This window comes from Bradyrhizobium sp. YR681 (genome assembly GCF_000282615.1).
Lineage (GTDB): Bacteria > Pseudomonadota > Alphaproteobacteria > Rhizobiales > Xanthobacteraceae > Bradyrhizobium.
In genome coordinates this window covers 24,456-38,075 of sequence record NZ_AKIY01000296.1, presented here as the reverse complement: position 1 = coordinate 38,075, position 13,620 = coordinate 24,456, and the positions used below count along the sequence as shown (strand labels likewise).

General features: G+C 64.9%; 10 protein-coding genes and 1 pseudogene. 7 read left to right on the top strand and 4 right to left on the bottom strand.

Annotated features, from left to right (window positions below; genetic code table 11):
- The 5 genes and pseudogenes from PMI42_RS32350 to PMI42_RS32325 form a co-directional block, all read left to right on the top strand.
- A pseudogene (locus PMI42_RS32350) lies at positions 1-503 on the top strand (tRNA uridine-5-carboxymethylaminomethyl(34) synthesis GTPase MnmE); the annotation flags it as partial.
- Positions 504-1,020: 517 nt separating this feature from the next.
- Positions 1,021-2,901, top strand: a complete 1,881-nt coding sequence (gene mnmG / locus PMI42_RS32340; RefSeq protein ID WP_008142858.1) for a tRNA uridine-5-carboxymethylaminomethyl(34) synthesis enzyme MnmG — start codon at positions 1,021-1,023, stop codon at positions 2,899-2,901.
- A 141-nt stretch (positions 2,902-3,042) separates the two neighbouring features.
- Positions 3,043-3,684, top strand: coding sequence for a 16S rRNA (guanine(527)-N(7))-methyltransferase RsmG (gene rsmG, locus PMI42_RS32335; protein ID WP_193376365.1), 642 nt, complete (start codon positions 3,043-3,045; stop codon positions 3,682-3,684).
- A 29-nt stretch (positions 3,685-3,713) separates the two neighbouring features.
- Positions 3,714-4,568 carry a ParA family protein gene (locus tag PMI42_RS32330; RefSeq protein ID WP_008142854.1) on the top strand — a complete coding sequence of 285 codons (855 nt, stop codon included), beginning with the start codon at positions 3,714-3,716 and terminating at the stop codon, positions 4,566-4,568.
- 141 nt (positions 4,569-4,709) lie between these two features.
- Positions 4,710-5,597 (top strand): ParB/RepB/Spo0J family partition protein, encoded by an 888-nt coding sequence (locus PMI42_RS32325; protein ID WP_008142852.1) that lies wholly within the window; start codon positions 4,710-4,712, stop codon positions 5,595-5,597.
- 295 nt (positions 5,598-5,892) lie between these two features.
- Here the strand turns inward: PMI42_RS32325 and holA are convergent, their stop codons facing one another.
- Genes holA through leuS form a run of 3 tightly spaced genes read right to left on the bottom strand, consistent with a single transcriptional unit; the run spans position 5,893 to position 10,113 of the window.
- Complete coding sequence (gene holA / locus PMI42_RS32320) at positions 5,893-6,921, bottom strand: DNA polymerase III subunit delta (protein ID WP_008142850.1); 1,029 nt, start codon at positions 6,919-6,921, stop codon at positions 5,893-5,895.
- 29 nt (positions 6,922-6,950) lie between these two features.
- The gene (lptE, locus tag PMI42_RS32315) at positions 6,951-7,502 is read right to left on the bottom strand and encodes an LPS assembly lipoprotein LptE (protein WP_008142848.1); all 552 of its coding nucleotides are present in this window, start codon (positions 7,500-7,502) and stop codon (positions 6,951-6,953) included.
- The gene (leuS, locus tag PMI42_RS32310; protein WP_008142846.1) at positions 7,489-10,113 is read right to left on the bottom strand and encodes a leucine--tRNA ligase; all 2,625 of its coding nucleotides are present in this window, start codon (positions 10,111-10,113) and stop codon (positions 7,489-7,491) included. Before leuS ends, lptE begins: the two co-directional genes overlap by 14 nt.
- A gap of 257 nt (positions 10,114-10,370) precedes the next feature.
- Here leuS and PMI42_RS32305 point away from each other — a divergent pair, with 257 nt between their 5' ends.
- Positions 10,371-11,090 (top strand): hypothetical protein, encoded by a 720-nt coding sequence (locus tag PMI42_RS32305; protein ID WP_008142844.1) that lies wholly within the window; start codon positions 10,371-10,373, stop codon positions 11,088-11,090.
- Positions 11,087-11,857 carry an HAD hydrolase-like protein gene (locus tag PMI42_RS32300; protein WP_081502984.1) on the top strand — a complete coding sequence of 257 codons (771 nt, stop codon included), beginning with the start codon at positions 11,087-11,089 and terminating at the stop codon, positions 11,855-11,857. The genes PMI42_RS32305 and PMI42_RS32300 overlap by 4 nt, the downstream gene beginning before the upstream one ends.
- Here the strand turns inward: PMI42_RS32300 and PMI42_RS32295 are convergent.
- On the bottom strand, positions 11,854-13,551 hold the full coding sequence (locus PMI42_RS32295; protein ID WP_008142839.1) for a diguanylate cyclase domain-containing protein: 1,698 nt from the start codon (positions 13,549-13,551) through the stop codon (positions 11,854-11,856). The two genes, PMI42_RS32300 and PMI42_RS32295, sit on opposite strands and share 4 nt — an antisense overlap.
- Positions 13,552-13,620 lie beyond the last annotated feature (69 nt).

Below are 13,620 nucleotides of genomic sequence, written 5' to 3'. Positions count from 1 at the left end.
GGGGGGGGGGGGGGGGGGGAGCCAGGGCCGAGGATGCAGACTTGGTGCTGTGGCTGGTAGAGAGCGAGCGCACCGTCGATTTCGAGGCGGTGCGTTTGCTTCGGGAATCCGGGGACGGTGGCGATCGGTCCGCCGGCCCGGTCTGGATCGTCCGGAACAAGGTTGATCTCGGCAGCGGCCAGAGTGCGGCGTCGGCTGGCGCGTTCGCTATCTCGGCGAGCCGGGGCGATGGCATTCCTGAGCTCGTCGAGAACCTCGTGAAATTCGCGGCCGAGTTTTTCGGAACCGGCGAGGGCGCCATGGTCACCCGGGCACGCCAACGGGATTTGTTACGCCGGGCATCTGACAGCTTGCGTCGGAGCCTGGAGCTTGTAGAAGACGGCGAAGAGCTTGCCGCCGAAGAGCTTCGCGCCGCGGCCTATGCCCTGGGCCGGCTTTTGGGCCGGGTGGACGTCGAGGACGTCCTTGGAGCCATCTTCCAAAAGTTTTGCATCGGAAAGTAGCGCTAGTTCTTCATTGTAGAACTATCACTTGCTCCGCTGCTTGGTGTTTCACGTGAAACAGGAGCCTGTCTCGTAGCCCGGATGAAGCGCAGCGCAATCCGGGACACCTTGATCAGGCAAGGAATTTGGCGAAGGGGAACCAGAATTTCGGTCCGTCCCAGCTACAAGCCTCTCGCTGTTTCACGTGAAACGCCCGGAACTCCAGCCCCGTCATTGCGAGGAGCGCTTGCGACGAAGCAATCCAGGCTGTCAACCGCGGAAGGATTCTGAATTGCTTCGCTATGCTCGCAATGACGGCACTCTGAGCGGGCACATCGACCTCGGCTCCAGTCCTAGCGAGCGGTGCCCCGTCCGTTTCACGTGAAACAGCAGTCCGAACAACATCCTCTCTACTGTGCATGGGGTTGTTTTCGCGAAATCGCCCTAGCTCCCTCAGGCCGCGCCTGTTTCACGTGAAACACCCGCCTCCCCCAGTTTCCACTTCCGGCTTTTCCGCCTCTGGGATAGAAGTCCGCTCATGCGAACAGAGCGAGAGAGTTTCGACGTCATCGTGATTGGCGGCGGCCACGCCGGCTGTGAAGCCGCGGCTGCGTCGGCCCGAATGGGCGCCGTGACCGCTCTGGTGACGCATCGTTTCTCCACCATCGGCGCGATGTCCTGCAATCCCGCCATCGGCGGTCTCGGCAAGGGCCATCTGGTCCGCGAAGTCGACGCGCTCGACGGTCTGATGGGCCGGGTGGGCGATGCCGGTGGCATCCAGTTTCGTGTCCTCAACCGCCGCAAGGGTCCCGCTGTCCGCGGTCCCCGGGCCCAGGCCGACCGAAAGCTCTATGCGGCTGCGATGCAGGCCGCGATCCGGGAGACCGAGGGTCTCTCCGTCATCGAGGGCGAGGCCGACGAGCTGATCGTGGTCGAGGGACGGGTGACCGGACTGCGCCTGGCCGATGGCCGGGAGCTCCGGGCAGGGGCTGTCGTCGTCACCACCGGCACCTTCCTGCGCGGTCTGATCCATCTCGGCGAGAAGAATTGGCCCGCCGGCCGGGTCGGCGAAGCTCCGGCGATGGCTCTTTCGGCCTCCTTCGAGCGTGCCGGCTTCACTCTCGGGCGGCTCAAGACGGGGACTCCGCCGCGTCTGGACGGCACCACGATCGACTGGTCCGCGGTCGAGATGCAGCCCGGCGACGAGCCGCCTGAGCCATTCTCGGTCATGACCGAGCGGATCACGACCCCGCAGATCCAGTGCGGCATCACCCGCACGACCCCCGTCACCCATGAGGTGATCCGGGCCAACGTCCATCGCTCCCCGATGTACTCCGGCCAGATCAAGAGCTCCGGACCGCGCTACTGTCCCTCGATCGAGGACAAGATCGTCCGCTTCGGCGATCGTGACGGCCACCAGATCTTCCTGGAGCCGGAAGGTCTCGACGACAGCACGGTCTATCCCAACGGCATCTCCACCTCGCTCCCGGAGGAGGTCCAGCTCGCGATCCTGGCCACCATTCCCGGCCTCGAGCAGGTCAAGATGGTCCGCCCGGGCTACGCCATCGAGTACGACCACATCGATCCCCGCGAGCTCGATCCGACCCTCCAGACCAAGCGTCTGCGTGGTCTGTTCCTGGCCGGACAGATCAACGGCACCACCGGATACGAAGAAGCCGCCGGGCAGGGCATCGTGGCGGGCCTGAACGCCGCGCTCTCCGCCAGCGGGGCCGCACTGACCGTTTTCGACCGTGCAGACGGCTATCTCGGGGTGATGATCGACGACCTCGTCACCCGCGGGATCAGCGAACCTTATCGGATGTTCACCTCCAGGGCCGAGTACCGGCTGACGCTGCGGGCGGACAATGCCGATCAGCGCCTGACCGAGAAGGGGATCGCGTTCGGATGCGTCGGCAATGCCCGGATCCGGCATCACCGCGCCAAAATGGACGCCCTGAACGCCGCCCGGACGCTCTCGAAGTCCCTCACCATCACCCCGAATGAGGCGATCAAGCACGGTCTGTCGCTCAATCGCGACGGCCAGCGCCGCTCGGCGTTCGAGCTGATGGCTTATCCTGATATCGGCTGGACGCAGGTCCGCGCCATCTGGCCGGAGCTGTCGGCGATCGATCCAGTCATCGCCACCCATCTCGAGATCGACGCCAAATACGATGTCTATCTCGAGCGCCAGAGTGCCGACGTCGAAGCCTTCCGGCGCGACGAGGGCATGGTGCTGTCGGAGGTCGACTACAGCCTCGTCCCCGGTCTCTCCAATGAGGTCCGCGCCAAGCTGGAGAAGGCACGGCCGTTCACGGTTGGCCAGGCCGGCCGCATCGATGGCATGACGCCCGCGGCGCTCGGCATCCTCGCCGCCTATCTGCGGCGCGAGGCGCGGAAAACTTCCAAAGCAATCGCATAGGCGTTTCACGTGAAACAGCGCGGATCGGGCGGAGACAGACCGCTATCGCGACGACCCGCAGCGGGTGAGGGCGCCGGCGGGCAATCCGAGCCGGCGCCGGCTCGGCCGAAGATCGACAAGGCGAGCGCGAACGATCGGTCGCTGGACGCGATCATCGCCGCCGACAAGATCGCGGCGCTCAAGCTCGCGCCCGTTTCACGTGAAACCGAGGACCGGCTCGATAGCTACATCGCGCTGCTCCGGGAGTGGCAGGCCAAGACCAATCTGGTCGCGCCGTCGACCCTGCCGCACCTCTGGACCCGCCACATCGCCGATTCGCTACAGCTCGTCGATCTCGCGCCGACGGCAAAACGCTGGGCCGACCTCGGCAGCGGCGGCGGCTTTCCTGGCGTCGTGCTCGCCTGCGCCATGGCCGGCACGCCGGACGCGCGCGTCCATCTCGTCGAGCGCATTGCCAAGAAAGCCGCGTTTTTGCGCGAAGCGATCCGCATCACCACATCTCCGGGAGTCGTACATCTCGCTGAGATCGGGGATAATGTGGATAGAATCACCGGCCCCGTCGATTGCGTCACCGCCCGAGCGCTGGCTCCGCTACATCAACTCATCGGCTTTGCGGAGCCGCTTCTGCGCCAGGGCGCAAAGGCGCTGTTTCCGAAGGGTCAAGATGTAGAGGCTGAATTGACCGAAGCCGCTAAATATTGGAATATTCAGCCGCAGCTCCACCGAAGCCGCACCGGCGACGGCTGGATCGTCGAGCTGACTTCAGTTGAACGGCGCGGGTGAGACGTTCAGGGGTCGAGTGGGGATTTGCGATGAGCGTGATTGACGAGCCGCAGCAACAACAGACCGCTGAGGTCCCGCAGGGCCACCCGCGCATCCTCGCGCTGGCGAATCAAAAGGGCGGTGTGGGAAAGACAACCACAGCGATCAACCTCGGCACCGCGCTCGCGGCGATTGGCGAGCGTGTCCTGATCGTCGATCTCGATCCGCAGGGCAACGCCTCGACCGGCCTCGGCATCGATCGCCGCAACCGCTCGTGCTCGACCTATGACGTCCTGATCGGCGAATCGAGCTTGCGCGAAGCCGTGGTCTCGACCGCGGTGCCACGGCTGCACATCGCGCCCTCGACCATGGATCTCTCCGGCCTCGAGCTCGAGCTCGGCACCACGCCGGGCCGCGCCTTCAAGCTGCGCGACGCGATCGGCGCGCTCAACAACAACGTCTCGCCGGATGCCGACTACACCTATGTGCTGATCGACTGCCCGCCCTCGCTCAACCTGCTCACGGTCAATGCGATGGCAGCATCCGACGCGATCCTGGTGCCGCTGCAGTGCGAATTCTTCGCGCTCGAAGGTCTGTCGCAATTGCTGCAGACGGTGGAGCAGGTGCGCTCGACGCTCAATCCGAACCTGTCGATACACGGCATCGTGCTGACCATGTTCGACTCGCGCAACAACCTCTCCAACCAGGTCGTCGCCGACGTCCGCCAGTTCATGGGCGAGAAGGTCTACAAGACCATGATCCCGCGCAACGTGCGCATCTCGGAGGCGCCGTCCTACGGCAAGCCGGTGCTGGTCTACGATCTCAAATGCGTCGGCAGCGAAGCCTATCTGCGGCTCGCCACCGAAGTGATCCAGCGCGAGCGCGAGCTGCGCGTCACGCATTGAGGATGCCGTAGGGTGGGCAAAGGCGCCTTCGCCGTGCCCACCATCCTCCGCACATAGATAATCGGTGGGTACGCTTCGCTTTGCCCACCCTACGAAAATTCAGTTCTGGAGTGCTGCACCGTGAATCCAAGGGAGCTGGCGATGGCCGACGAAGCGCGTTCGCGACTGGGCCGGGGTCTTGCAAGTCTGATCGGTGACGTCGGCGGCGAGGCTCAGCACGTCGATCGTCCGCGCGCGCAGCGCAAGGTGCCGATCGAATTCATCAAGCCCAACCCGCGCAATCCGCGCCGTACCTTTTCGGATGCCGAGCTGAAGGAGCTCAGCGAGTCCATCAAGCAGCACGGCGTGATCCAGCCGATCGTGGTGCGTCCGGTGAAGGGCGCGCAGGACCGCTTCGAGATCATCGCCGGCGAGCGGCGCTGGCGCGCCTCGCAGATCGCGGGCCTGCATGAAGTGCCGATCGTGCCGATCGACATCAGCGACAGCGATGCGCTGGAATTCGCGATCGTCGAGAACGTGCAGCGCGAAGACCTCAATCCGATGGAAGAGGCGCTCGGCTATCACGCGCTCGCCAACGAGTTCAAGCGCAGCCAGGACGACATCGCCAAGGCCGTCGGCAAGAGCCGCAGCCATGTCGCCAACATGATGCGGCTGACGAAACTGCCGGCCGAGGTGCAGGCCCTGATCACCAGCGGCGATCTGTCGGCGGGCCATGCGCGCGCGCTGATCGGCGTGCCCGATCCGCTCGCCTCCGCCAAGCGCATCGTCGACGAGCGCCTCAACGTCCGCCAAGCCGAGGCGCTCGCGCATGAAGAGGGCGTGCCGGAGCGCAAGCCGCAGAAGGCGCGCAGCACCGGCGGCAAGGAGAAGGATCCCGATACGATCGATCTCGAGAAGCGCGTCAGCGACGCGCTCGGCCTCAAGGTCACGGTCAATCACCGCGATCCCGGCGGCTCCGTCCAGATCAGCTACCGCAATCTCGACCAGCTCGACGAGGTGATGAAGCGGCTGGCGAAGGGCGCGCTGTAAACGAATCAACTCTCTCTCCGTCACCCTGAGGTGGCCGCTTCTTCAGCGGCCCTCGGAGGGCGACGGCCCGGCCGCATCGGGGGCCGTTCATCCTTCGAGGCTCCCCGCGCGCCGCGTTGCGCCGCACGGCGAGCACCTCAGGCTGACGGATTTGCCTCCTCGTCCGTCGTTGTAAGCGCATCTGTCTCCACATCGTCATTGCGAGCGCAGCGAAGCAATCCAGGATCTTTCCGCGGAGAGACTCTGGATTGCTTCGTCGCTTGCGCTCCTCGCAATGACGTGGAGAGAACGGGGCTTATCCCCGCCGCTTCGCATTCGCGGCGATCGCCATCAGCGTGCGCTGGGCGATGGCGGCGGCGAGGGTGGATTGCTTGCGGGTGTCGAGCGCGGCGGTGGCGAGCTGCTCGATGATGGCGGCGAGCCGCGCCACGCTGAAATTGCGCAGCGCGGTTTCGACCATCGGCTTTCGTGAAAAATGCAGGCGTGGATAGCCGCCCTCGAGCACGGCGGAGGCAGGCTGACCGTCGGCGATCGCCAGCGCCGATTTGTGCAGCCATGCGGCCTGGCGCTGTGCGGCGGAGATGATCACGCCGGGATAGGTCCCGGCGATCATGGCTTTCGCAAATTCCGTCTCGACGATATCGGGCCGGCCGGCGAAGGCGCCGTCGACGATCGGATCGAGTTTCAGCTCCGATGCATCGGCGACCACGGACATGACGTCGTCCAGCGTGATCTCGCCCTTGCCATGCGCATAGAGCGTTAGCTTGCGCAGCTCGTTGCGCGAGGCCTGGCGGTCGCCACCGAGGAAGGACATCAGCGCAGCGCGGGCATCCTGCGCGATGCGCAAGTTTGCGATGCGCAGCTCGTCGTCCATCAGCTTGGCCAGATCGCGCTCGGTGTCGGGATAGCAGCCGATCGCGACGGCGGTCTTGGCCTTCTCGCAGGCCTTGCGCAGCGGCGATTCCGGGCGCAGCTCGCCGGCCTCGATCACGATGCGGCAATCCCTGACATTCATCTCGGCCAGCGTTTCGACGCCGCTGGCGAAGCTGCGCGAGCCGGCTCGGATGCGGATGGCGCGACGGCCGCCGAACAGGGGCACCGTCATGGCCTCGTCGACGAGGCGCGACGGCTCGGCCGAGAGCTCGTCGCCGTCGAGCTTGACCAGCGAGAAGGGATCATTGGGATCGTCGACGCCGGAGGCGATCAGCGCATCCGCGCGTTCGCGGACGAGGCCGGCATCGGGACCGTAGAGCAGGATGATGGGCCGGCCCGCATCGGGGCGGGCGAGGAAGGCGTCGATCTCTTTTCCGCGCAGCGCGACCATGACCTAGATCGTCATGACAGGAAGCAACCCTAGCTGCCCGCGGTGAAGAACGAGGCGAGCCGGGTATTGATGTTCTCGGCGATCTCGTTGGCGGCGCGATCCTCGGCATCGCGCACCGCGCGGTTGCGGGAGAAGCGCTGATAGGAGCCGGGCATGTCATAGGACACGCGCGAGAACGTCGTGCCGGTCATCACCGATTTGCCGCTGGCGACCTCGATCAGATTGTACTGGCAGTCGATGCCGTAATTCTCGCTGCTCGGCAGGCCGGTATTGGCATCCACGATCAGGGACGAGCGGCTGGACGAGAAGCGGATATCGAGCCGGTGGGTCGGCGGCATCCCCGTCGCCGTGCCGTAGAGCTTGAAGGCGAGGGCGTTGCGGACCTCGACGCCGACGCGGGCCTCGCGGGAGGCGTTCGCCTTGTTGATCGGGGGCAGCTCGACCCCCATCAGCTTCTCGCGCAGGCCCGGGGTGCCGTCGGTACGCTCGGCATACATCGGCTGGAAGCAGCCGGCCGTCAGCGCCGCCAGAGCGGCGACTGCCAGCAGGCGGGCTGCGATGCGGATCCTAGCCGACAACATTCACGATCCTCTTGGGGACGATAATCACCTTGCGGACGGGCTTGCCGTCCAGGGCCAGTTTTACCGCATCGAGGGCCAAAACGGCAGCCTCGATTTCCGGATTCTGGGCCGCTGTTGCAACTGTGACCTCACCCCGCTTCTTGCCGTTGACCTGGACCACCAGGGTCACGCTGTCTTCAACCAGCAAATCGCGTTCGATTTGGGGCCAATCGGCCTCCGAAACCAGCCCGGAATGCCCCAGAACCTGCCAGCACTCCTCGGCCAGGTGCGGCATCATCGGCGAGAACAGCTGGACCAGGATCTGGCTGGCCTCCCGGATCGCCCAGGCCAGGTCGGGGCCCGGCTGGCCGGGGCGCTGGAGCACCTCCGAAAACGCATTGGTGAATTCGCGGATATGGGCGAGGCAGACGTTGAAGTGCAGCCGCTCGACGCCGGTCGTGACCTTGTCCAGCGCGCCGTGGGCGGCCTTGCGCAAGGCGGTCGCATCCTCGCCGAATGAGGCCGGCCGGGTCGCGGGGGCAGCCTTGCCGAGTTCCACCGAGTCGTTCACCAGCCGCCACAGCCGCTGCACGAAGCGCGAGGCGCCCTGGACACGCTCGTCGCTCCAGATCACGTCGCGGTCGGGCGGGGAGTCCGACAGCATGAACCAGCGGGCGACGTCGGCGCCGTAGGTCGCGATGATGTCGTCGGGGTCGACCGTGTTCTTCTTCGACTTCGACATCTTCTCGATCGGACCGATCGTGACGTCCTCACCGGTCGAGAGCAGCGTGGCGCGGCGGCCGTTGCCGCCGACCTCGATCTTCACTTCGGCCGGCTGCACCCAGCTGCCGTCGGCCTTCTGGTAGGTCTCGTGCACCACCATGCCCTGCGTGAACATGCCGGCGAACGGCTCGTCCAGCGCGACATGCCCGGTCGCCTTCATGGCGCGGGTGAAGAAGCGACTGTAGAGCAGATGCAGGATCGCGTGCTCGACGCCGCCGATATATTGATCGACCGGCAGCATCCGGTTGGCGACCGCAGGCGTCGTCGGCGCGGTCTCGTTCCAGGGATCGGTAAAGCGCGCAAAATACCAGGACGAATCCACGAAGGTGTCCATGGTGTCGGTTTCGCGCTGCGCCTTGCCGCCGCATTTGGGGCAGGTGACGTGCTTCCAGGTCGGGTGATGGTCGAGCGCGTTGCCCGGCTTGTCGAAGCTGACATCCTCCGGCAGCACGACCGGCAACTGGTCGTCCGGCACCGGCACCACGTCGCACTTCGGACAATGGATCACCGGAATCGGGCAGCCCCAATAGCGCTGGCGTGAAATGCCCCAGTCACGCAGGCGGAAATTGACCTGGCGCTCGCCGACCGGCGCATTGCCGCGCAGCTCGCTTTCCAGGCGTTTTGCGACTTCGTCCTTGGCCTGCTCGATGGTCATGCCGTCGAGGAAGCGCGAATTGATCATGCGGCCGTCACCGTCATAGGCGGTGTCGGTGATGACGAACGATTTCGGGTCCTGGCCCTCGGGGCACACCACCGGCGTGACACCCAGGCTGTACTTGTTCACGAAGTCGAGGTCGCGCTGATCATGCGCGGGGCAGCCGAAGATCGCGCCGGTGCCGTATTCCATCAGCACGAAATTGGCGACATAGACCGGCAGTTTCCAGCTCGGGTCGAACGGATGGACGGCGCGGATGCCGGTGTCGAAACCCTGCTTCTCGGCGGTGTCGATGATCGACTGCGCAGTACCGATCTTCTTGATGTCGGCGATGAACTCCGCAAGCTCAGGGTTCTTGGCGGCAGCCGCCTGCGCCAGCGGATGATCCGACGAGATCGCCATGAACTTCGCGCCGAACAGCGTGTCCGGGCGCGTCGTGAAGATCTTCAGCTCGCTCTCGCCGGCGGGCGTGGTCGCCGCATCCAGCGCGAAGCGGACCAGGAGTCCCTCGGAGCGGCCGATCCAGTTGCGCTGCATCAGGCGCACCTTGTCGGGCCAGCGGTCGAGCCCATCAAGCGCCGACAGCAGCTCCTGCGAGTACTTCGTGATCTTGAAGACCCACTGGCTCATTTCGCGCTGTTCGACGACGGCGCCGGAACGCCAGCCGCGGCCGTCGATCACCTGCTCGTTGGCGAGCACGGTCATGTCGACCGGATCCCAGTTCAGCTTGCGCTTTTCGCGTTCGGCCAGGCCCGCGGCGAGCATGTCCAGAAACATCTTCTGCTGATGCTTGTAGTAGCTGGGGTCGCAGGTCGCGAACTCGCGCGACCAGTCCAGCGACAGCCCGATCGAGCGGAGCTGCTTCTTCATCGCGGCGATGTTGTCGTAGGTCCAGGCCTTCGGGGCGACCTTGCGCTCGATGGCGGCGTTCTCGGCCGGCAGGCCGAACGCATCCCAGCCCATCGGGTGCAGCACGTTGAACCCCTTGGCGCGCATGAAGCGGGCCAGCACGTCGCCGAGCGTATAGTTGCGGACATGGCCGATATGGATGCGCCCGGACGGATAGGGGAACATCTCGAGCACATAGTATTTCGGCCGCGAATCGTCGTTCCTGGAGACGAAGATCGCCTGCTGGTCCCAGGCAGCCTGCCAACGCGGTTCGGAATCGCGGGCGTTATAACGTTCGGAGGTCATGGAATCGTTGGGTTTTCGTGGGTTCGGCCGTCTGAAGAGGCCGGACTAGGCCACAAAAGCAGCCGTGGGGTCAACGGGTTGGATGCCGGTGGGCGGTGGGCTCAAAGGCCGCCCGCCGAACCTGAGATGGGTGGCGACAGCCGTCCGATCGTCACGTCGCGGCCGGCCGCCGGCGCGGCAGCATGTCCAGGCATTCACATCCGAATCATTTCACCTTAGGTTGCAAGGCGCCGACCCCGGAATCCGCGAGCCGCGCCATGAATATTTTCGGTGCCGTCACCTTCGGAAGCCTGATCAAGACCTTCCTTCCGGGCCTGGTCTGGCTGAGCGCGTTTGCGATCGTCGAAGCCGATATTGCGCAATATTGGGGCTATGACTCCTACGTCGTGAAGATCCTCGGCAACAAGGAGCAGGCCTCGACGCTGCTGATCATCGCGTTTCCGGCCTCGATCTTCGTCGGCCTGCTGTCCAACATCGTCGTCTTCATGGGGCTGAACGACTGGCTGGTGCGCACGCCGTTCAGGAAAAGCAACGGCGAGCTGTTCACGTTGCACGCGACACTCTCGCAAATGCTGCGCGACAAGAGCTGGGCAGCGCTCGGGCTGAACGGCGATGCGTTGAAGCAGAGTTTTGACCAGTTCACCGATCCCGAAATCATACTCGTGGAGCGGATCGGCCCCGAGAAGCTCGCCTATGTCCGTGAGCAGTACTGGTACCATCTGGAGTTTCAGCTCAATCTCCTGATTTCGTTCTTTGCCGTGTTCGTCGCGCTCGTCGTGTCGGCCTTTCTCAACGGCGCCTTCGATTCCGGCGGCGGCTTCGGACGCCTGGTCGTGGTGATCGCCGTCTACGTCCTGATCAGCCTGTGGCTGCTGGGGGCTGCCCGCAAGAACTACGAGCGGCACGTCGCCAAGATGGCGAGCCTGCTGACGGCGGTGCTGACGCAACAGGAGGACGGGGACGAGGACGATGATTGAGCCATCAACAGCTCGCCAAGCCGCCGGCGAACAGGCCGGTTTCGGATCGGCGCCCGATGGCCTATATTAGGGCGATGCAGGCCTATTTCTTCGACCTCGATGGAACCCTGACCGATTCGCGGGCGGGGCTCTATCCCGCGTTTCGGTGCGGCCTGGAGGCGATCGGCGTTCATTCCGTCTCCGACGCGCAGCTCAAATTGTTTCTCGGAACGCCGCTGCCCCAGGTGTTTCGCGCGATGCGCCCTGACGTGAGCCAGGACGAAATCGACCGCGGCATGGCGGCCTTCCGGGCCCTTTTCGAGCGGACCGGGATTGTCGCCAACGAATTGTATCCGGGGGTAATTGATCTGCTGCGCAGCATCCGCAAGCGCGGTTCGGTCATCTGGGTGGTGACCTCCAAGCCGCAAAACCAGGCGATCGAGGTGGTGAGCTTTCTGAAGCTCGATCGTTATGTCGCTGGTGTTATCGGCGCGGGCCTCGCCGAGACCGATACCAAGACCGATCTCGTCGCCCGTGCCCTCGCAGCCGCGCATGCCGACAGCCGCGCGGCGGTGATGGTCGGCGACCGCTCCTATGACGTCGTCGGAGCAATCGGCAACGGCGTATTGCCGGTGGGTGCGCTGTGGGGTTACGGCTCCGAAGACGAGCTCAAGGCGGCCGGCTGCCGGCACTTTGCGAAATCGCCGGACGATTTTCGCATGGCTTATGTCGAGACCAATGCAGGTTTCGTCGAATCCGGCCTGGCCGCGGCCGCCGGGCGATACTAGCCCGCCATCATCATATCGGTCCTGCCGTTCTCGATGACCTGGATGCCGTGCTCCATGACATTGTTGCGGCCACGGTGTTTTGCGGCATAGAGCGCGGCGTCGGCCGCTTCGATCAGATCGCCGGGACGCAAGGCCTCATTGGGCCGCGTCGCGGCAACGCCGATCGAGACGGTGACGATCATGTGGGCGGAGGTGATGTGCGGCAGGCAGAGCTTGAGCACGGCCGCGCGCACCAGTTCGCCGATCTCGACGGCGCGATTCACATCCGTGTTCGGCAGCAGCAGGCAGAATTCCTCGCCGCCATAACGCGCCGCAAAGCCCATCGTGTCGGCGGCGATGCCCGATAGCGACTCGCCGAGCCGGGTCAGGCAGGAGTCGCCTTCGAGGTGGCCATAGGTGTCGTTGAACAGCTTGAAGTGATCGACGTCGATCATCAGCAGCGCAAGGTCGCTGCCATATTGCTGCGCGCGCATCCATTCGAAATCGAGCCGGCTCTGGAAGCCGCGGCGGTTGGCGAGGCCCGACAGCATGTCGATCGAGGCCATCACGGTCAGGCGGTCGTTGCTCGCGATCAGCTCGCGCTCGCGCTGGCTGAGCTGCGCGGCCATGGCATTGAACGCGCGGGCCAGCGGCACGAATTCGGCCGGCAGCCGGTTGCGCGCGGCGCGCGCCGACAGGTCGCCCTCGCCGAGGCGCTTGGCCATGTCGGCCAGCATCTCGATCGGCTTGATCACGAGCTTCTCGGCGGCGATGAGCGCGCCGAGCAGGACGAACAGCACGACGAAAGCGAGCTGGAGATAAGCGGTGCGGATGTCGCGGTTCACCGCGGCGGACACCTTGTCCTCGTCGATGCTGGCGATCAAACGGGCATTGGTGCCGGCGATGCGGATATAGCTGACCGCGCGGCGAGAGCCGTCGGCGGCAAGGAAAGACAGCGAGCCCTCGTCCTGGTCCGATCGCAGCGCCCTGTCGGCGATCGCCGACATCAGCGGCATGTTGTCGAGCGGACGGCCAACCGCACTGTGCTGGTCGGCCGGCGCCGCCAGCACGGTGCCGGCGCTGTCGACCAGGACGGCCGTGATGCCGGCGCGGCCGCCGAGATTGCTCATCACCTTCGACATCCAGTCGAGGTTGACGGTGGCGAGCACCACGGCGTCGGATACGCCGCTGAACGCGGAGACCGGATAGACCGCCATGACGGTCGGCGACTGCACGGGCCGCGACAGGATGAAATCGCTCAGCACGAAGCGGCCGGTTTCCTGGGCCTGCTGGAAGTAAGGCCGGTCACTGAGGTCGAGGCCGACATACATATTGTTGGTGGCGCACTGGATGCGTCCGTCCTGACCGGCGATCAAGAGCGTGCGGATCCATGGCAGGTTCGACGGCAGGCTCGCGCGCAGCACGTCGCAGCTCTTGCTGATGCCGCCGACGGAGGCACGGATGAAGGCTTCCGATTTCAGGATGGTCTCGACCGACGAGATCACCTCGCGCTGTGCGTCGGCGCTGTGCCTGGCGACGGTGTTGAACTCGGCCGCGGCCTGCGCGATCTGGCTCGTGCGGGTCTCTTCGAGCGAACGGATACGCTCGAGCATCAAGGGCGCAACCAGAATCACCGCGAGCAACGCAAGCCGCGCCCGGATTCCGAGAACCCGCTTGAGTTTCGCTCGTTTGCGGTTGAAACTGATTTTTGCCATCTTCGCTGCCCACCCCACGGGCCAAGGTAAAGCGAAGGGTTCAAAAACTCTTTCTTGAACTCGGTAAAA

What these genes read in the sequence shown, in the direction of transcription:
- PMI42_RS32325 (WP_008142852.1), top strand. Translation starts at nt 4,710, where the DNA reads ATGGCCGACGAAGCGCGTTCGCGACTGGGCCGGGGTCTTGCAAGTCTG.
- PMI42_RS32295 (WP_008142839.1), bottom strand. Translation starts at nt 13,551, where the DNA reads ATGGCAAAAATCAGTTTCAACCGCAAACGAGCGAAACTCAAGCGGGTT.
- holA (WP_008142850.1), bottom strand. Translation starts at nt 6,921, where the DNA reads ATGGTCGCGCTGCGCGGAAAAGAGATCGACGCCTTCCTCGCCCGCCCC.
- leuS (WP_008142846.1), bottom strand. Translation starts at nt 10,113, where the DNA reads ATGACCTCCGAACGTTATAACGCCCGCGATTCCGAACCGCGTTGGCAG.
- mnmG (WP_008142858.1), top strand. Translation starts at nt 1,021, where the DNA reads ATGCGAACAGAGCGAGAGAGTTTCGACGTCATCGTGATTGGCGGCGGC.
- PMI42_RS32330 (WP_008142854.1), top strand. Translation starts at nt 3,714, where the DNA reads ATGAGCGTGATTGACGAGCCGCAGCAACAACAGACCGCTGAGGTCCCG.
- PMI42_RS32305 (WP_008142844.1), top strand. Translation starts at nt 10,371, where the DNA reads ATGAATATTTTCGGTGCCGTCACCTTCGGAAGCCTGATCAAGACCTTC.
- lptE (WP_008142848.1), bottom strand. Translation starts at nt 7,502, where the DNA reads ATGTTGTCGGCTAGGATCCGCATCGCAGCCCGCCTGCTGGCAGTCGCC.